This is a genomic window from Aneurinibacillus thermoaerophilus (assembly GCF_900099925.1).
Classification (GTDB): Bacteria; Bacillota; Bacilli; order Aneurinibacillales; family Aneurinibacillaceae; genus Aneurinibacillus; species Aneurinibacillus thermoaerophilus.
In genome coordinates, this window is sequence record NZ_FNDE01000005.1 from 41,680 (window position 1) to 61,319 (window position 19,640).

The 19,640-nt window shown below is 44.8% G+C and carries 18 protein-coding genes; 5 read left to right on the top strand and 13 right to left on the bottom strand.

The window, feature by feature from the left end; all coding sequences use genetic code 11:
• Positions 1-297: 297 nt before the first annotated feature.
• The 5 genes from BLR88_RS04370 to BLR88_RS04390 all read right to left on the bottom strand — a co-directional run bounded on the left by BLR88_RS04370 (position 298) and on the right by BLR88_RS04390 (position 5,135).
• A complete protein-coding gene (locus tag BLR88_RS04370; protein WP_057898725.1) occupies positions 298-1,011 on the bottom strand; it encodes a LutC/YkgG family protein in 714 nt (237 codons plus the stop codon).
• Positions 1,008-2,438 carry a LutB/LldF family L-lactate oxidation iron-sulfur protein gene (locus tag BLR88_RS04375; protein WP_057898724.1) on the bottom strand — a complete coding sequence of 477 codons (1,431 nt, stop codon included), beginning with the start codon at positions 2,436-2,438 and terminating at the stop codon, positions 1,008-1,010. Before BLR88_RS04375 ends, BLR88_RS04370 begins: the two co-directional genes overlap by 4 nt.
• Positions 2,416-3,174, bottom strand: a complete 759-nt coding sequence (locus BLR88_RS04380) for a (Fe-S)-binding protein (RefSeq protein ID WP_057898723.1) — start codon at positions 3,172-3,174, stop codon at positions 2,416-2,418. Before BLR88_RS04380 ends, BLR88_RS04375 begins: the two co-directional genes overlap by 23 nt.
• A gap of 275 nt (positions 3,175-3,449) precedes the next feature.
• A complete protein-coding gene (locus BLR88_RS04385) occupies positions 3,450-4,553 on the bottom strand; it encodes a PRK06851 family protein (RefSeq protein ID WP_057898722.1) in 1,104 nt (367 codons plus the stop codon).
• A gap of 192 nt (positions 4,554-4,745) precedes the next feature.
• On the bottom strand, positions 4,746-5,135 hold the full coding sequence (locus tag BLR88_RS04390) for a hypothetical protein (RefSeq protein WP_057898721.1): 390 nt from the start codon (positions 5,133-5,135) through the stop codon (positions 4,746-4,748).
• Between the two features lie 126 nt (positions 5,136-5,261).
• Between BLR88_RS04390 and BLR88_RS04395 the strand changes: the two genes are divergently transcribed.
• Both BLR88_RS04395 and BLR88_RS04400 read left to right on the top strand, forming a co-directional pair.
• Positions 5,262-5,978 (top strand): 2-phosphosulfolactate phosphatase, encoded by a 717-nt coding sequence (locus tag BLR88_RS04395; RefSeq protein WP_057898720.1) that lies wholly within the window; start codon positions 5,262-5,264, stop codon positions 5,976-5,978.
• A 31-nt stretch (positions 5,979-6,009) separates the two neighbouring features.
• On the top strand, positions 6,010-6,480 hold the full coding sequence (locus BLR88_RS04400; RefSeq protein ID WP_057898719.1) for a DUF441 domain-containing protein: 471 nt from the start codon (positions 6,010-6,012) through the stop codon (positions 6,478-6,480).
• A 4-nt stretch (positions 6,481-6,484) separates the two neighbouring features.
• Here the strand turns inward: BLR88_RS04400 and BLR88_RS04405 are convergent, their stop codons facing one another.
• The 3 genes from BLR88_RS04405 to BLR88_RS04415 form a co-directional block, all read right to left on the bottom strand.
• Positions 6,485-7,744 carry an MFS transporter gene (locus BLR88_RS04405; protein WP_057900310.1) on the bottom strand — a complete coding sequence of 420 codons (1,260 nt, stop codon included), beginning with the start codon at positions 7,742-7,744 and terminating at the stop codon, positions 6,485-6,487.
• Between the two features lie 278 nt (positions 7,745-8,022).
• Positions 8,023-8,958 (bottom strand): phosphosulfolactate synthase, encoded by a 936-nt coding sequence (locus BLR88_RS04410; protein ID WP_254778217.1) that lies wholly within the window; start codon positions 8,956-8,958, stop codon positions 8,023-8,025.
• A 76-nt stretch (positions 8,959-9,034) separates the two neighbouring features.
• Positions 9,035-9,334, bottom strand: a complete 300-nt coding sequence (locus tag BLR88_RS04415; protein WP_057898717.1) for a hypothetical protein — start codon at positions 9,332-9,334, stop codon at positions 9,035-9,037.
• Positions 9,335-9,542: 208 nt separating this feature from the next.
• Here BLR88_RS04415 and BLR88_RS04420 point away from each other — a divergent pair, with 208 nt between their 5' ends.
• From BLR88_RS04420 to BLR88_RS04430, 3 genes are all read left to right on the top strand, one after another.
• On the top strand, positions 9,543-10,775 hold the full coding sequence (locus tag BLR88_RS04420) for a multidrug effflux MFS transporter (RefSeq protein ID WP_091260035.1): 1,233 nt from the start codon (positions 9,543-9,545) through the stop codon (positions 10,773-10,775).
• 218 nt (positions 10,776-10,993) lie between these two features.
• Positions 10,994-12,127 (top strand): DUF2087 domain-containing protein, encoded by a 1,134-nt coding sequence (locus BLR88_RS04425; RefSeq protein ID WP_057898715.1) that lies wholly within the window; start codon positions 10,994-10,996, stop codon positions 12,125-12,127.
• 19 nt (positions 12,128-12,146) lie between these two features.
• On the top strand, positions 12,147-13,556 hold the full coding sequence (locus tag BLR88_RS04430; protein ID WP_057898714.1) for an MATE family efflux transporter: 1,410 nt from the start codon (positions 12,147-12,149) through the stop codon (positions 13,554-13,556).
• 333 nt (positions 13,557-13,889) lie between these two features.
• Here the strand turns inward: BLR88_RS04430 and BLR88_RS04435 are convergent, their stop codons facing one another.
• Genes BLR88_RS04435 through BLR88_RS04455 form a run of 5 tightly spaced genes read right to left on the bottom strand, consistent with a single transcriptional unit; the run spans position 13,890 to position 19,610 of the window.
• Positions 13,890-14,675 (bottom strand): DeoR/GlpR family DNA-binding transcription regulator, encoded by a 786-nt coding sequence (locus BLR88_RS04435; protein WP_057898713.1) that lies wholly within the window; start codon positions 14,673-14,675, stop codon positions 13,890-13,892.
• A 40-nt stretch (positions 14,676-14,715) separates the two neighbouring features.
• A complete protein-coding gene (locus tag BLR88_RS04440) occupies positions 14,716-15,915 on the bottom strand; it encodes a saccharopine dehydrogenase family protein (protein WP_057898712.1) in 1,200 nt (399 codons plus the stop codon).
• Between the two features lie 35 nt (positions 15,916-15,950).
• Positions 15,951-17,048 carry a 2-aminoethylphosphonate--pyruvate transaminase gene (phnW, locus tag BLR88_RS04445; protein WP_175493558.1) on the bottom strand — a complete coding sequence of 366 codons (1,098 nt, stop codon included), beginning with the start codon at positions 17,046-17,048 and terminating at the stop codon, positions 15,951-15,953.
• A gap of 48 nt (positions 17,049-17,096) precedes the next feature.
• The gene (phnX, locus tag BLR88_RS04450) at positions 17,097-17,894 is read right to left on the bottom strand and encodes a phosphonoacetaldehyde hydrolase (RefSeq protein ID WP_082705964.1); all 798 of its coding nucleotides are present in this window, start codon (positions 17,892-17,894) and stop codon (positions 17,097-17,099) included.
• Positions 17,895-17,915: 21 nt separating this feature from the next.
• Positions 17,916-19,610, bottom strand: coding sequence for a putative 2-aminoethylphosphonate ABC transporter permease subunit (locus BLR88_RS04455; protein ID WP_091260082.1), 1,695 nt, complete (start codon positions 19,608-19,610; stop codon positions 17,916-17,918).
• Positions 19,611-19,640 lie beyond the last annotated feature (30 nt).

The window sequence follows — 19,640 nt, forward strand, 5'->3', positions numbered from 1 at the left end:
AAGTTTGGCTTTTTTTTTACGTGAATTCAACCACTTAAACATAACAAAATCCTCCGTTTTTTATCCGCGTAGCCACTTAAATAGGCTAAAGATACCGAATGGGACAAGAAAAGATACCAGGGCTCCGATCAATATATCCCAAGTTGGTAAATAAGAAAGAATGGTTTTTAACACTGTTGATAATCCTTTACCACTTTTTTTGTATTTTGCTGTATTTATGATTTTTTTATTCTTCAAACAATCAATCCCACAAAAAAAGACTGCCACCCCCGTACAGCTGACAGTCCTCATTTGTTTCTATCGGTTTTCTACCACGATATATGTGGCTTTTATCGGTCCGTGTACGCCGACAATCAAATTCATCTCAATATCCGCACTGTTGCTCGGACCGGAAATGAAATTGATGCATGAAGGAAACGTGCCTTTTTCTTGCGCCATCTCATGGATGCGCCGGGTCGCCTGCGTCATGCGCGGCACAATCGTACTCTTCGGAATAACCGCGATATAATACTTGGGCAAAAGGCTTACGACCCGCCCTTTCTCCCCGCTGTCAAATAGTACGACCGTTCCCGACTCGGCCAGTGTCATATCACTAAACGTAATTCCGATATCCGCTTTTTCCGCGGCGCGTATATTTTCCTCTCCTCGTTCCGGATTCCATACATACACATCAAGGTTTTTGTCTGCTTTCTGGCGATCGAAACATACATCGAGTCCGTACTCTGCAAACCGTTGATCTTCCCATCTGATGATGGATTTCGCCCTGTAAAACGCAATCGTTTCTTCCATCACACGCGGAAGCGTTGCGCTTGTCGCCAGCTTCAGATCCGTGTGGATCCGAAGACACTGCTCTTTAAGTACATCAACAAGTTCTTCCATGGAACGATCCTTATATTTGCGCAACTGCGGACCATGCGTCCGGTCGGGCCGCACGACGCCGTCCGTCCGTCGTTCGCGTCCGAGTCTTACCGCAATCTGATTCAAAAACGCTTCACGGTTTCGGATGGTCATAACTTTTTCCCTTCTTTCTGCCGTTTTTCAAACCACTCTCTGAACGATTCGCGCGCCGGTGCCGGGAAATCCCGGATATCCGTCCATGGTTTGACCGGTTTCGGGCCTTCTTTGATAGTATCACCGTTCATGAACGGCCCCAAGACGAACGGCGCCGCTTTTTCGCCCATTGCAAACAACTTTGGCGAGCGCGCCGCCAGCCCGAATCCTTTCATGGCCAACTTTTCTCCAAACGATGAACGCCCCTCGTCCTCTACAATTTTGCGACGGTGTTTAATCAACAGTTCATGAAGTGGAATCCGCACCGGACATGCTTCCGTACAAGCCACGCACAAACTGGACGCATACGGAAGTTCCTTGTAATCATCGTATCCACCCAGCAAAGGGGAAAGCACGGCACCGATCGGGCCTGGGTAGATCGAACCGTACGAATGACCACCGATATGCCGGTATACGGGACAAACGTTAATGCAGGCAGCGCAGCGGATACAATGCAACACGCTCTGAAACTCCGTGCCCAAAATGTTAGAACGGCCATTATCAATAATGACCAAATGAAATTCCTCCGGACCGTCCACCGCTTTTTCGCTTCGTGGGCCAGTTAATCCCGTCACATAGCTCGTTAATTTCTGTCCGACAGCGCTACGGCACAGAAGCGATACGAGAATGTCAAGCTCTTCCCATGTCGGTACGATACGTTCCATGCCCATTACGGTAATTTGCGTCTTCGGTAGCGCTGTCACAAGCCGGGCATTGCCTTCATTCGTCACAAGCGTAATCGAACCTGACTCCGCCACCGCGAAATTACATCCGGTAATCCCAATATCTGCTGTCAAAAACTCTTTGCGCAACTGTTCGCGCGCAAACCAGGCAAGCTCCTCCGGTTTCTCCGTCCGATCGTAGCCCCGCTTTTTCGCAAAAACATCCCGGATTTGTTCTTTGTTTTTATGAAGGGACGGAACGACGATATGAGACGGAGCATCATGGTCGTCCAACTGCAAAATGTATTCCGCTAGATCAGTCTCGATCACCTCGCAACCGATCGCCTCCAATGCAGCATTCATACTGATTTCTTCCGTCACCATCGATTTTGCTTTGACAACTTTTTTGCCGTTGCGCTTTTTGACCACATCAGTAATGTATTCGTTCGCTTCTTCAGCTGTCTGGGCGAAAAACACGTGGCCACCAGCCTTCTCGACGTTTTCGCTGAGCTGGTACAAATAATAATCCAGATTCTCCAGCGTATGGCGGCGAATATCTTCACCAAGCTTTCGCCACTCTTCCCAATCTCCCAATTCTTCGGCCGCCGTTAACCTCCGGCCGCGCAGCCGTTCCTGCGCGGAACTGACCGCACCACGCATGAATCCGTTTTCAATCCCCTGAGCAACCCGGCTAAAAAATTTGTCATTCCCGATTTTCATCGGCATAGCTTCCGCCCCCTTCACGTTTTGAATGGTTTAACACCTGAGCAATGTGCATCACTTTAATCGGCTTTCCTTTGCGGTTGATTCGGCCGCCTATATTCATCAGGCATCCGCAATCGGCTCCGATCAGTACCTCCGCATCCGTTTCCTCGATATGTCGTATTTTTTCATCCACCATTTGTTCGGATATTGGCACCATCTTAACGGAGAACGTACCACCGAACCCACAGCAGTCATGAGCGTTCGGCAACGGAGTAACACGAAGACCTTCCACATGCTCCAGAAGCTTCATCGGCGCTTCCTTTACACCCAACAGACGAGTCATATGGCAGGAACGGTGATAAGTGGCGTTTGCCCGAAAGGCGGCGCCCACATCCTCCACGCGTAACACTTCGACGATAAATTGGGTAAACTCATACGTTTTTGCCGCCAATACCCGCGCTTTCTCCAGCCATTCCGGCTCATCTTCAAACAATTTGACGTAATCGTGAAGCATTGCGGCGCATGAACCGGACGGTGTCACCACATATTCGGCACCGGCAAACGTTTCGATCATGTGCCTCGCAATGTTTTTCGTTTCTTTATGGTATCCGCTATTGTACGCAGGCTGTCCGCAACATGTTTGCGCCTGCGGAAACTCCACTTCGCAGCCAAGTCGCTCCAACACTTCTACCGCATCCTTTGCCACACCCGGATAAAATACATCAGCGAGACATGTAACAAAAAACGAAATTTTCATAAATTCATCATCCTTTCTGATGATCGAGTCATCTGATGATATGATATTAAAAAACGCACCTACTACTCGTTCCATTTCAGTATACAAACATCTCGCCAAATGTTCAACGTGTTATATTGCTTTTCACGTGTGTCACACAACAACCGAATGTGGCATGTGGAGGAAGAAGACTTCTCGCGTGTTGTGAAAGAGGCGGTAAACAAACAAGTTTCATCCATATAGCGCCGGCTATATAATAAACAGCCGACGCTTTCAACTTAGTACTTTTCTCACTCTTATTGATTTTCCACAGAAATAATCAGGCTATCTATCTTAGACAAGATGTTGCTTTGTATCACCTTCACCTTTCCGAAATCCGTCGCTTCTGCATAAATGTTTTTACGTTCATCATGAATCGCTTTCGCTTCCGCAAGATAAGCGGTGCCTTCTTTCATAACAGCAGAATATTTTGCTTTGATTTCTTGCAATTCAGCAGCATACTTTTCATCCGTTCCCGGAGCGATAAGCCGAGTATACATGTCAATGATCTCATCACTGTCTCTAGTCGGGAAATGTTCGTGAGGTGCGGTACTATCAAAAATGGCAATGCTTTTTTCAGGGATGATCACCATATCAAGGCTGTGCGGATCTAAGCCGCAATGGTATATTTCCACATTATATCCGCGCTGTTCCGCTACAGCCGCCAGTTTTTTCAGCATTGTCGATTTGCCTGAACCCGGACGACCCTTAATGAAATATCTCTTCGCTATGTCTTCGGTAAGATTTTGAATATGATCGACCGGCCCTTCCGGTGTAGCTGCTCCTAAAAACATTCGGCGCACCGTTGCCGCCTTCGGGAGTACCTGCTCTCCGATAATACGTTCAATCACCTCATCCGTAACCTTATTCGCCTCAACAACATTCATGTTTTCAATATAAAACCGCTCCCACTCGTCATGTATGCGCAAAGCTTGAGCAAAAGCATCATACGCTTTCTGAAAGGCGCGCCCTACCGCATCATTCAACTGCATAATATTCACCTTATGCGCACGCAAATAACTGACATCCCACGCTGTTCCTATATCAACGTACTCTTCAACCGCCCCCGGAGCGTTCGACTTAATGACCCGGGGAGCCGTTCCATCTACGATACCTACTTTCAATCCTGCAATGATGACGCCATCAACGGAATGATTGTCAGAGGGGCAATGGATCCACTCAATCTCATAGCCCCGTTCCATCATTTCTTCACCTATGGCTTTTATCAAAGACGATTTACCTGTTCCCGGCCCTCCTTGAAGAATGAAGAGACGCTCAAGGTTCTGGAGGACGGATTCATAAAAATGATAATAACCTCGAGCAGTATTTCCCGCAGCGTAAATATTTCGCACCTTTCCCATCTACAATCACCTCTTAGAGTAAGTGGATAACTTTAGTATATTCACCACGTGACTCTGAGATGTTTGCCTACTTTGTATTCGTTTCTATTCGCATATTTATCTTTTTGCGAAATAAGCTATATAGTATGACTATCATATCCTCACTCTTTGCCGGTTCAAAAGACTTAAAGAAACGGGAGATAAACGCACCTTTTATGTTGGTGTGTGTAAATTATCATCCGTGCCCAGAATCCCTCTAATTTCGTTAACAGCCGATATGACTTCATGATTCTGCGTATTTTGAACGTTTTTTTCTATCTCGGGAAAAACTTCGTTTAATAAGAACCGAACACTCTGATCAGGATAAGGATGTTCTCCTGCTGGTGAAGTGGTCGCCATACTCATATTGCTTTCGAACTGTTCATCTGACATCCCCACTACTTTTTCTTTTATATTTCTTATTCTACTGGAAAGCTCGGCGGCAGATGGAAGAAATGTGTTCTCTAATGTTTCAAGCGCCTGAGTCAGAATGGATTGTTTATTATTCATAAAACCAATTTCTCTCCTTTTACGATTTCTTTTATTTACGCTTTCCCCCATCATGATTTTTCATACATCCCGTTTGCTGATTCACTGGCGTTTCTCTTCATTCTTGCTTACAGTACGCATGAATTCCGAGCATTTCGCTCCCGAATCACTTGGCCATACATATGAGAGGGAGGAAACAGAATGGAGATTCAAACCGTACAAACCGTTGCGGCCATTCGCCCCGAGCAAATGGCCGGACGAACGGTAATTGTGATTGATGTGCTCAGGGCGTCAAGTACGATTGTAACTGCCTTCAACTGCGGCTTTGCCTCTGTGATTCCGGTTGAAACAAGCGAGCAGGCGTATGCTTTACGCTCTTCTGATACTGTTTTGGCCGGAGAACGGCATTGTAAAAAGATCGCCGATTTTGATTACAATAACTCTCCTGCTGCCGTGCGTGCAGGCAAGCATACAGGAAAGCACCTCGTTCTAACAACGACAAATGGCACAAGAGCTATTCAAAAGACAAAAAAAGCAAAACATGTATTAATTGGATGTTTTCTTAATGCCCTCGCATGCATCGAAGAAGCGCTGAATAAAAATTGTAATATTACGCTGTACTGCGCGGGTACTCGTGGAGAATTTGCTTTGGAGGACGGCCTTGCCGCGGGATTGATGGTTCATTTGGCCAAAAAGCGTGCCGCTGCCATCCATACCTGTGATGTATCCGAGGCACTGGAAGCCTGTTACCTTCAAATGGCTCCCCAGCTTCCCGAGCGCCTCCTTACCACTACCACAGGCAGGCGTTTGGTTCAGCATCAATACACAGAGGACATTCTATACTGTGGCCAAATCGATCTTTTAAAAATTGTCCCTATTGTCCGAGAAAAAAGAATACTTTCCTCCGTTTCTTCATAGAAGTGAAGAAAAGGACAGGGGTTGGATGCGGATGCACGTATCTTCAGGCGAAGCAGCACTTGTTATTCTGATTATTGTCGGCCTAATCGGTCGCTCGCCGATCATCGCTACGGCGGCAAGCATGCTGTTAATGCTCAAGCTTACCTCTCTGGAGCGCTTTTTTCCGGCGGTAGAACGGCGTGGAATGGAACTGGGTCTCCTCTTTTTAACCATATCCGTTTTAGTGCCGTTTGCCAGCGAACGAATCACCGCCAAGGATCTTCTCCCGCTCTTTACTACGCTTATGGGGGTTATCGCGCTGACAGGAGGGGCGCTCGCCACTTATTTGAATGGAAAAGGATTGGATATGCTCCGAGCTCAACCGCACCTAATCGTCGGTCTTGTCGTCGGCTCCATTATCGGCATTGTCTTTCTGCGCGGTATTCCGGTTGGCCCGTTGATGGCGGCCGCGATTACCGCCCTCTTATTGAAATTTATTTATTTTGTTTCAAAATTTTTCTAGACCATTACGTAGGCGCTTTTTCTCTTTTTCTGAAAAGGGTGGTTGGGCCATGCTCTTCCGTTGTATCCCCCTTGTTTTTTATGCCGGGTTTAATGAAAAAAAGAGACAGCATCAACGTTGCAAGGCTTACTCCCGTCATGCTCAAAAAAACTGTCTTATGCGAAATTTTCATTAACCAACTGAAAAGAGGAGGGCCAAACGCGACACCAAGAAAACGAACGCTCCCGTATAAGGATGTAATCATGCCTCTTTCCGCCTTTTCCACAGCTCCTGTGATCAGCGTATTTAAACAAGGCAACAAAAGACCCGTTCCGATGCTTCCTAACGTCAGCAATCCAATCATAAGATAAATCTGTTTAAAAAAAGCGACACCAAACATAGAACCGGTTAAAATCACAAGCCCGGCTACCATTACTTTTCGAATAAGCGGCTTATTCTGCTTAATTTTTGCTCCCGTAATGTATGCGGTAACAACCATTCCGAACAACGGAATCGCAAGAATACTTCCTTTAAGAACCCCATCGATTTTAAAGGTTTCTTCCAATACATCGGACAGATAAAATAAAACGCCGAAAAGAATAAATAGCCCAGCAGAACCAACAAAAAAAGCGGGAATAAGCCATCTTCCTTTATTTTTAAAAATTTGCTTTAATGCTTTAAGATATTGAAAAAAAGACTTTTCTTCCATCTTTTTCTTTTCCTTCACTCCAAACCATACATAGGCAGCCACAGCAAAGCAGAGGACGGGAAACGTAAAAAATACGGCATACCACGTAACGAGAGCAATCAGCGAGCCAATAATTGGCGATAAAATTTTCCCTAATCCGTTAGATGATTCAATAATCCCCAGCGCTTTGCTTTCCTGAGCTCCCGAATACAAGTCGCCGATAAGCGCCATAGCGACATACGCTGTTCCTGCTGCTCCGATTCCCTGAACGATCCGCCCGATCAGAATCATCGTATAGGAATTTTCCATCAGCCAAGCGGCCAGTCCCGACATAATTCCTCCGATTCCATACAAGATTAATGAGGGAACAATCACCCACTTACGGCTAAAGCGATCAGACAAATAACCGACCACAGGAATAATGATACCTGCCGCAAGGGAGAACAGCGTAATCATGAGACTTGTCTGAAACTGGGATAAACCCAGTTTTGCCTTCATCGTGGGAAGAACGGGTACTAACATCGAGTTCCCCAATACCATTACTAAAGGGATAAAGGCAATCGCAATCATGGCTGATGTCCCTTGTTTTGCCTCCATTCGACTTCCTCCAATTTTTTGCTTCTTTAATTTCGGCTCTTTATTTACCCTTTCCTTTACGATTATTTTTGATACCAATCCACTTTATCCAAATTGCCCAGAAGCCTCCTCCCTCAACGCCTGTCGCGTAAGGAGAGGACAAATCGACTCAGGACAAGACGTGTCTTCTGAATATGTTCATTGTCCGCCTGTTCTCTTTAGATTTTGAAAAAGATACGTAATCGAAGCGAAGGAGGTGAAAAACGAAAGAAACGGCACAAAGCATTCATCATAAGATGTTAAATGGTGGGAGTGTTCAAGCCAATTTGCTTATCATCCGCAAGATAGGTTGCCTGCAAACCGGAACTCGTATGCCCTAAAATAAACGTGTCAAACCTTAGGCCACGACGCAGGCATTCAAGGTTGTAAGCATCCTCGAACTGGATGTTTCCCATATTTACATTTCGTCCCCAAAAATGAATCAGTCCTATCTGCTGGTTTTTCTGCGGCGCTTCCCATATAAGGTGTTTTCTTACATCAACCGGAATCTTTTTTTCAACAGCGCTCAAAAACTCTGTATCAAGCTTTCCTTCTTTATCGTATATGCCTACATTTTTTCCTGATTCCCTGCCCTCAACAATAACGTACGAAGCCCCGCACTCCAGATCAGAATAAAGGGTTTGTTGCAGGTCTTCTACGCTAAGATGGCTGCCGCTTGCTTTCTTGCCGCATTCCGTAATAACAGTGAATCCTCTTGCTACTATTTTTCGTATCACAGTACGCCGCTCACTGGCAGGCAACTCAATGGTTCCATCAGAAATTTCCAAATGACTAAACCCCATCTGTTCCATATAATCCAAATGTTCTTTGAGCACAAATTGACAAAACTTGTTGCATATCTTTTCGGGGAGTTCCATATAATCCAAATGTTCTTTGAGCACACCTTGATGGTATGCGACTTCGAACATTGTCCCCCCTGGATATAGGAAAACGCCGGCTTTTTTGGCTAACAAAAGCTTCTTTTGCAAAATTTCGGACGGATACAGGGCTACAGTGCCGAACCCGAGTTTAATATAATCAACATATTGACCGGCAAGCTGTAAAAATTCTTCAAATGAAGCCAAGCCAACTCCTTTATCAATTAACATGGTCAAACCAACATCTTTCGGCTTTCCTGCTCTTTCTCCCGACGGATCAACAAGCCGTGGATGATAAACGCTGTCTGGATGGTTCACAGCTACAAGTTCCTCCTTATGGGCGGGTGTCTTCTGCAAACCATCCTATGCGTAACAACCTATACAGGTTCTTCTTTTATTTCTCTTCACCGTTATCCTCATTGTCCAGTTGAAGCAACTGGCCGCCCAAATGAATGTATATATTCGGTTCTTTCTCGCCATCTCCAAGAATCGCCTTTTTTAGGCCATCAATAAAGCTGGCTGTCATGTCAATAAAATTCTGTTTCTCCCCTTCCTCATTCAACTGTCCCATAATGTAAAGCTCCTTGTCCTCTTTATATAGATAAGCAATATAACCAATCGCCCTGCCTTTTGCATTCACTACATTTACGATCTCTCCCTGCTGATTCCGAAATTCTGGTTTAAAAAATATCAATAGTCTCCCCCCTTTCATGTATGTACATGCAAAACAACGATTCTATGCGATGGCCTGTATACCTGTATATAGGGTGGCTAAATCTTGTTCTTCTTAACCTTAAAACAGGTAAAAAAGAACAATTAAAATTGAGCTTTCCACTCTTTTTTTGTTACAATAAATGTAGTTTTATATTCTTTAAATCTTATGAAAGAGTTGGAGCTTACTTATGAGTAATGTTACGAATAGTTTGGATGCTACTTCACAAATAGCCACACGATCACGTCGACTATGGATGGCTGTTGTGTTAGGTTCGCTGTCTGCTTTCGGACCACTGTCTCTAGATATGTATCTACCTTCTCTCCCTATACTGGCCAGAGATTTGCATACGAGTACATCACTGGCCCAGTTCAGCTTAACATTTTGCTTACTCGGGCTTGCGCTTGGACAATTACTTGCCGGACCGTTTAGTGATGTACGAGGACGCCGTCTGCCTCTTCTTGCTAGTCTCATTATTTACGCCGTCACATCACTGTTATGCGCTTTTGCGCCTTCTATTTTGGCATTGATCTTGTTGCGGTTTGTTCAGGGATTAGCAGGAGCTGCCGGGATTGTCATTTCGCGTGCTATCGTACGGGACTTATACTCCGGTTCAGAATTGACAAAATTTTATTCTCTTTTAATGCTAGTCAACGGGGTTGCTCCAATCGTTGCTCCTATCGCAGGCGGGCAACTATTGCGGATGACAGCCTGGCCGGGAGTATTCATCGTACTTGGAATCATTGGTATACTTATGTTTCTTGCTGTTCTTTTCGGTTTACCGGAAACACTGTCCTCTCAAAATCGCTCAGCGGGTGGTATCAAGAACACGCTATCTACATTTCGAGGGCTCGTTAGCGATCGTGTCTTTATGGGATATGCGCTGGCCCAAGGGCTGGTCGTAGCCGCTATGTTTGCATACATATCCGGTTCGCCGTTCGTCCTTCAGAATATATACGGTGTTTCACCTCAGATGTTCAGCATGTTCTTTGCTATTAACGGACTTGGTATTATTATCGCTACTCAAATCACTGGCAGATTAGTGGATCGGGTGGGTGAAACAAAGCTGTTCATCAGCGGGCTTGGTCTTGCTTTTCTGGGTGGCATTATGCTCCTTGTCATGATTCTTATCGGAGCCCGGCTTTCTGCTGTCCTACTACCATTGTTCGTCGTTGTGTCAAGCGTCGGAATCGTAACGACTACCGGTTTTTCTCTGGCAATGCAAAATCAAGGACAATCGGCAGGCAGCGCATCTGCATTGCTTGGATTGCTATCATTTATCTTTGGAGGAATGGTGGCCCCTCTCGTCGGCCTTGGCGGAAGCTACACGGCTGTACCAATGGGCATTGTAATCGCCGTCGCTGAAGCCAGCGCTATATTATGCTATGCCACCCTTACACGGCATAAATCATTCAAATGCTAAAATATTAAGACATGTGTAAATGCGAAGAAGCCAATCTTGAAAGCAGTCAAGATTGGCTTCTTCTTATTTCCGCAATAAGCATGGCTATTTTTATTCTTCATGCTGCATCGTTTTTACGAAAATAAAAGAATGGACAGAATGTATAAATAGTTGATATTTTATAGACTAAATTTTATAATGTCTATTATATTACAAACTAAAAAGGAGTTTGTTTGCTTATGAATAATTCAGAACGATTTTGGAATGCATCGTTGGAGGAACTTAAATGTGGGTATATTCTAGAAAATGAGCATTATATATGTCTTCTCTGTGGTGCAAAGTTTGAAAAAGGCATTATTTACCCTGATGAAGGCACTCTATATGAAGCTGAAAGGTACATACGGCTCCATATTGAGAAAAACCATCAATCAGTGTTCGATTACCTGATCCAGCTGGACAAGAAACTCACAGGTTTAACAGACCGTCAGAACCTTCTTCTTCGGCTACTTTATCAGGGAAAAAGCGATGCCGAAGTCCAAAAAGAAATGAATATCGGAAGTGCTTCCACGATTCGAAATTACCGCTTTGTACTAAAAGAGAAGGAACGTCAATCCAAAGTGTTTTTAGCCATAATGGAACTGTTAAAAGAAAAGGACAAACATGTGCCGGCTTTTATGAGCCTTCATAAAACATTCGAGATTTTGGATGAACGTTACAATGTTACCGAGCAAGAAAGAGAGAAGATTTTGAAAAAGTATTTTCCTGAAGGCACGGATGGACCATTGGATACTTTTCCTAAAAAGGAAAAAAATAAACTGGTTGTCCTTTATGAAATCGCAAAGCGCTTTGATAGTGAACGAACCTATAATGAAAAAGAAATCAATCAGATTTTAAAGGAAGTTTATCATGATTATGTAATGGTAAGAAGGTACTTAATTGATTACGGATTTTTAGATAGAAAGTCAGATGGAAGCCAGTATTGGTTAAAAAGTGATTCTAAAAGAAAGGAAGAGGAACACATGGAGCGTAAAAAAGAATTGAAACGACTATACAAAGAATGGAAACCCCAGGCTGGAGTTTATCAGATTAAGAATACTAAAAATCAGAAGATTTTTATAGATAGTACTATGAATTTGAAGACAATAAATGGAAAGAAGTTTGCGTTGAACCTGGGTGGTCACGTAAACAAATCGCTTCAAGAGGATTGGAATCGATTCGGAGAAGAAGCCTTCGTCTTTGAAGTATTAGAGACCTTAAAAGTGAAAGAGAACGGATATTTTGACGCAAAAGATGCGTTAAAAAAACTGAAACAAAAATGGCTGGATACACTACAACCTTATGGTGAACGTGGATATAATCAAAAGAAATCCTAACAAAAAGGAGAAATAAAAGTTGAAACCACCCCAAAATATAAACAAAGAAGATACGAGTTCACAGAGTAAGGAAACGAGCAACCACCCAGTGTGGTACTCTATGTTCATGTTTCTTATCCCTCTGATTATTAGCAATGCTCTGCAATCGATTGGTCAATTAGCTGGCAGTGTTGTTGTCGGTCGTTGGCTTGGCGTAGACGCCCTGGCTGCTATTTCTGCCTTTTTTCCATTATTTTTTCTACTTATTTCATTCACTATCGGAATAGGTTCAGGCAGTTCCATCTTGATCGGTCAGGCATATGGTGCACGTAATGAAGAGCGTGTTAAAGCAATCGTTGGTACCACACTCACCTTTACTTTCATTCTTGGAGTGGTGTTAGCGGTGGTTGGGGGTCTATTCACTTGGGATATCCTGCAACTAATAGGCACACCAGAAAATATCATTGCCGTAAGTGTCCATTATGCGCGAATTTTATTTTGGTTTATGCCGGTTATGTTTTTATATATTGCCTATACCACTTTTATACGTGGTATAGGTGACTCCAAGACACCGTTTTACTTTCTTATTATTAGCACGGTACTCGATGTAGGATTGTTACCCCTTCTGATTTTTGGTTGGCTGGGTCTGCCAAAACTCGGTATATACGGGGCAGCGTACGCGTCCATAGTATCAACGGTTCTAACATTTGTCATCATGCTTATCTACCTAGACAAAATAAAGCATCCACTTCGATTCGATGCATCCGTTCGGAAGCACCTACGGATGGATGTAGGATTGCTCAAGTTGCTATTGCGTCTTGGCATTCCATCCAGCATCAATATGATACTCGTATCCCTGGCTGAAGTTGCCGTCATCACATTCGTGAATCGTTTTGGTTCCGATGCTACCGCAGCGTATGGTGCAGTAAATCAAGTGGTCAGTTACGTATCAATGCCAGCAATAAGTCTAAGCATTGCCGTCTCCATATTTGCCGCACAGTCTATAGGAGGGAATCAGTTCGATCGACTAAAGAAAGTGATTCGGGCAGGTGTGCTGCTTAATTATGTAATCGGTGGGATTTTAATCATACTTGTCTATGTGTTCTCGCAGGATATTTTGTCATGGTTCTTAACAAGCAAGCATACGCTTGATATCGCACATAGTTTGCTAATGATCACTCTGTGGAGTTATTTGATTTTTGGCCATGCACTGGTCATTGCCGCTACAATGCGTGCGAGTGGAACTGTACTGTGGCCAACTGTGTTCAGCATAATATCGATCTGGTGTGTTGAAGTGCCTGTTGCTTACCTGCTTTCACACTTTAGCAGCCTTGGCATTAAAGGAATATGGGTTGGATATCCAGCTGCATTCATCATCAGTCTCGCTTTACAATATTCCTACTATCGATGGTCATGGAAGAAGAAGCGGATCGTGCGTCTCATCCATTAAGAAAGTAACATGCCAATGGATTGCGTATCATCGAACTAAAAAGTATAGATATGGATACAGACATTATGATTGGCTATGATTGACGTAGAAAAACTGTAAAGATGAAGAAGCGGGGGAGGCTGGAGAGCTTGGCACCATTCCCTACCCTTTCTCTCTGCCTCCCCATTTCTTTGTAGTTATCCCCCCCTTTTCATATAGTGACTGACCAATCGCATTCGAAATAACAAATAAATCGTTCAATATCGCTATTTTTTCACCATAGTAGTGCTAGCAGTTCCGCCACCATTTTTGCGCTCCCACCTTTGACGCAAACAACAATCTCGGGATCCTTTTCTAATCAGCAACCAGCCATTCCGCTCCTGTAGCTCTGACTGCCTTTTCCCACTCAACGGGTATGGAAACATTGCTAATCAGAACATCCGTATCTTCAAGATCAGCCAGCTTATAAAAATTGCTTACACCAATTTTTGAGCCATCAAACATGACAATGGTTTGTGTAGCTTGTTCCATAAACTTTCGGGACAGCATCGCTCGCTCAACATCATAACTTGTGATGCCTCTTTCCGGAGAAATTCCATCAATCGCAATAAACGCTTTATCTACATAAAAGTTTTCCATCATTTTTTCCGCTAACGAACCGGATGTACGGGAATAGCGCGGATTTACCTTGCCACCAATAAAAAAAATTTCCCCGGAAAACAACCCTTGATTTTCATACTGCAACAGAAGCGATAAAACAGGTACAGACGCGGTAATCACCGTAAGGTTCTCTTTTCCCGTAAGATAATGCACAAGTTGAATCGTCGTCGTGCCGTCATCAATTGCGATAATTTCATTATCCTGAATCAAGCTGGCAGCAGCTCTTCCTATCCGCTTCTTCTCTTCCGCATAAAGAATCTCGCGCGTGTAGATAGAAGGCTCTTCTTTGCCGTAGTTTACTTTTACAGCCCCACCATATACCCGTTTCAGTTTCTTTTCATTTTCAAGCTCTTCCAGGTAACGCCGGATCGTTTCAGACGACACTTCCAGCTTCTCTACGAGCTCCGTCGTTCTTACTTTTCCGGATTCATGCAATAGATGCAAAATAAACTGTTTTCTTTCTTCTCCAATGAGTGACACGTCACCAAAGCCCCCTGTTTTATTGCTTAATCCTTTTTGATTAGCGTGACATAGACTCTACTATCGCCTGCGTTTCCGCACCAATCTCCGTAATTTCCTCATGAACAAAAATTTGACGCTTCTCCAACTCTTTGAAAATAGCAGCCGGATCAAACGCTTCTTCCGGTGTAATGACACCTGTCGCCTTTACCATCCCTTTTGCCAGCATTTCCGTTGCAATGGCCATCGGGATACCGACGTTACGTGTATACGCACGCAGTTTTTCCCATCCTTCTACCGAGCCATCTGAAGCCGGGTGCGTATGATACAACGTATGGCACATCCGTTTTCCATCCTTCATGCCTACGACTTCCACATGCAGTGAATATCCGTACAGCTCGGTTTCCGTTCCTTCTTTGGAATTGAACAAATATTCGCTAATGCAATCAAGAATGCCAACTTCTACGCCTTTAACATTAATTTTTTCATTGCGCAAAAAGCCCCATTCGTACAGCGCGCGAACTAATTGCATGTTTTTCTTCGGCCATGTGCCGCGCACTTCAATCAATTTTATACCTTTATGCGCCAACGCTTTCGCTAGGGTCTTTGTTTCCGCATGCGGAATGATATACTGCACCGTTGTGCCATATGGCTCCGGCAGGCGAATTTCACGGGGTCTTGCAAACGGCGGAACTTGTACAAATTCGCCATTCTCATATATAACACGGTCTGGCAAATTCGGATCATATTCATAGGTGGTCGTCTCCGCAATCGAACGCGAAAAAGCAATCGGACGAAACGCGCCATGGCTTACACGAATGCTTTCCACTTCATCTAATTGGTTAGCAGCATGCATCGCCATCATTTGCGTTACGCCTGGTGTCATCCCGAAGCCCGGTACGCATGTTTTTCCATTCTTTTTGAACACTTTATCAGACGCACTCTCTTCACCGAATCCGTTCAGGTTAATACCGTGGCACCCCGCTTCCGCAATGCATGCCGTAGACAACCCATTCAGTGTAATGGTCGTACCATCCATTACGACATCGTATCCTTTCATTTGCTGTACCGTCGCCTCGCGGTTCCGCACATCAACTTTTTGGAAATCGACACGTGGGTCGTTCAGCCACTTTACCACTTTGTGACCTTCCTCTTCGTTAAAATCGGCCACTGTAATTTTTTCAAACGAAGAATGCTGCACCAAATCCAGAATCGCTTCCCGACAAATTCGTCCTGCCCCACCTAAGCAAAATACTTTCATGTTCATTCTCCTTTACTATATATCATCTCATCTTTTTACCAAAATATGTTTTTCTCGATAGCCTCTACCAGTCGTTTCATATCATCCGGGTACACTTCTCCAATATTTCCGATGCGGAACGTATCCATCGTCGTAATTTTTCCTGGATAAATCACAAATCCTTCCCTCTTCAACCGGGCATAAAACTCTTTAAACGTAAATAATGAGCTTTCTGGATAATAGAAGGATGTAATGATCGGCGATTGATGCTGCTCATCCAACAACGGCATAAATCCAAGGTGCTTCATCCCTTCTATCAACGTGCGCTGATTCTGCCGGTAGCGCGCTTCCCGTACCGCAATACCGCCTTCTTCCTCCAATTCTTGCAATGCAACGTAAAAAGCATGTACAACATGCGTCGGAGAAGTAAAACGCCATTTTCCATTTTGCTTCTCCATTGTGTTCCACTGGTCATATAAATCAAGCGATAATGAGCGGGCCTGTCCTTTACACCCAGCAAGCACTTCTTTTTTTGCCAGAATAAATCCGAAGCCCGGAACACCTTGAATGCACTTGTTCGCACTGCTGATTAAAAAGTCGATATCCAGTGCCGCTACGTCGAGCGCAATGCCGCCGAAGCTGCTCATCGCATCGACAATAAAGCATTTGCCATACGCTTTAGCTACCTTCCCAACATCCGCGATCGGATTCAGCATCCCAGTGGTCGTCTCCGTATGTACCACTGCAATATGCGTAATATCCGGATCGTGCTTTAGTTCTTCTTCCAGGCGCGCGACATCTACCGGCGCAACTTCTCCTGCATCGAGAACCATCGTTTCAATGCGCAGCATGCGGGCCATCTGTGCAATCCGCTGGCCGTACGCACCGTTGGTCAGCACAAGCAGCTTGCCGTTTTCCGGAATCGCTGTGCCAATAACGGACTCAACGCAAAACGTTCCGCTTCCCTGCATGAGCACAGCCGTATAGTCTTCCATATTCGAACCAGCCAATTGCACCAGCTTCCGGCGAATGGCTTGTACGAGTTCTTTGTAATCGTCATCCCATGTGCACCAATCACGCAACATTGCTGCTTTGACCCGCTTCGTTGTTGAAAGCGGTCCAGGCGTTAATAACAAATAAGAATTGTCTGGCAATTGATGGAGCATCACTTTGGACATTTTCTTCTTCCTTTCTTTCTCTGATTACGGGCGTTCGCCTTGCCGCATGCGCTCATTTATCTCGGCAATCACTTCTTCCAGTTCACCGATCGTTTCAATGACAAAATGGGCCCCGGCGTGGAGGAATCTATCACGGACATCCGTCATTTTTCTGCTGAGTACATCTGTATCACATGCATGTACTTCCTCCTCTGTCATACCAAGCTCGCTGCTTCCTTTAATTACACCTACCGTCCATGCTCCAGCGTTTCTTCCTTCCTGAATGTCGCTCAGCGTATCGCCTACCTTTACAATCCGCCACATTGGATATACACCTAAGCGCATCGCGTTCGTATAGCACATCCAGGGGAACGGACGGCCTGCCGGCACTTCATCCGGTGTCACAAGCGTATCCGGCTCATACCCGTGCTTCTTCGCTTTCGGTACGATAACATGCATCATATCTGTCGTGTATCCTGTCGTAGAGCCGATTTTCATCCCTTGTTCACGCAAACGATTGACCAACTGGACGGCTCCCGGAACCGGTTTCGCATGATTCGCAAGCACGGAAAACAATCTGGCTTCAAAATCGGCATATAACTCATCAATATCTGCATGATCCGGGCGTTTGCCATGCTTTTCCTCCCATGCACCGGCAACACGCTCCATAGCACAAATCGCCGCAATATGCTCACGCTTCAAAAGCCCCATCGGCTCCCGCGCTTCTTCCACGGTAATCTCCACACCTTTGTGTTTGAAAGCTTCCATAAATGCCGCCAGCGGGGCGAAGCATCCGTAATCAATCATTGTTCCTGCCCAGTCGAAAATCACAGCCTGTATCATTGTCTTCTCCTCCTCTATCATTTATCGTTTTTGCCATGCTTGCGTACGCTGACGCAATTTGAACGTCAGCCCTTCATATATGGTTCGCACAATAATATTTGTTAGCACAATCAGGATTGACATCGCTGCTGCCGGGGCAATATCGCCGGCGTCATCCATATTGACAATCGCCACCGATGCCAGTTTGAAATCCGCTGAATAAAGGAAGACTACAGCCGAAATCGTAACCATCGAATTCACAAAATAATAGACAGCTATTTCAAGAATCGCTGGCAATGTCAACGGTACGGTAACCCGGAAAAACGTTTTATAAAACGGCACCCTCATAGACTCAGAAACAAGTTCAAATTCCTTGTCCAGCTTTTTCAACGCACTTGTTGCCGTAATGAATGCCACCGAATAAAAATGCGTAATGTTCGCCAATATGATGATATATATCGTTCCATACATCCAATTCAGCGGATTGCCTGGCTGGTTAAAGAAAAAGATGTAGGCGAGACCAATCACCAACCCTGGAACCGCCATTGGCAAAATCGAGATAAAATAACCAAATTGACGCAGCATCGGCATAAATCTAGTTTTTTCAATCAAGTACGCATTTACAAACGTGATCACGGTTCCGACAACTGCACTTAACGCAGCTACCAGCACGCTATTCCAATAAGAAGTCATTCCATCGCCGCCAGCGACCGTTGTAAAATCAAAGTGTGCCAGCGTAAACGTTACATCATACGGCCATACTTTCACGAACGCCGCCAGCGCTACCGCGCCAAGCAGAACAAGAATGGCGCCTGCTACAAATGAGCAATACACAAAACAAAGACGATCACGCAGCGGCTTTTTGTCCGCTCGGTAAGGAATGGACTTAGCCGTAATAAATGAGCCTTGCTTTCGTTCTACCAAGCGATCTACGATAAATGCGAGCACGGCCGGAATCAACAAGAGCATTCCCACAGTGGAACCCATGCCCATATCTTGCTGTCCAATCACATACTTATAAATGTCCGTTGCCAACACGTTATATTGTCCACCAACAATTTTCGGAGCACCGAAATCGGTAAAACACAGTGTAAATGTAACAAATGCGGAGCTAACAAGCCCATATTTAATGCTAGGCAATGTAATGGTGAAAAACTTGCGGATTTTGCCTGCACCTAGCGTATCCGCCGCCTCGTACAACGTATAATCCGCGACCGCCAGCGAAACGCTTACGATCAGAAACGCCTGCGGGAATGTGTACACAATTTCCGCCAGAATGATGCCAACCGGACCGTACAGATCAATATTAATACCCTTAGAGAAGTACCCGAACAGCCCTGTTGTTACCACTCCCTGATTGCCAAACAAATAGGTCAATCCAATGCCATACATCATCGTCGGTGCAAACAGCGGAAGCAAGGCCACATATTTGAAAAATCCTTTCCCCCTCATCGCCGTACGATGGAGCGCATAAGCATACAGGAACGCTAGCATGACGGATACAACTGTCGTAACAGTGGAAACGTATATCGTATTCACAAGAGACTGTGCCAGCGTTGAATTGGAAAAATACGAAATGAAATGGGCAAACCCGACAAACGCTCCTGTTTTATCGAATAATGCCTGGCGAAACAAAACACCAAGGGGTATGACTATACTGACAAAGAGCGAAACAAGCATTACAAGTAACAGCGCTTTTTGAATCCATTCATCTTTTCCGGTTTTCTGGCGAATCATCGGCGAATCCAGCAATCTCGCTTCCCCGCG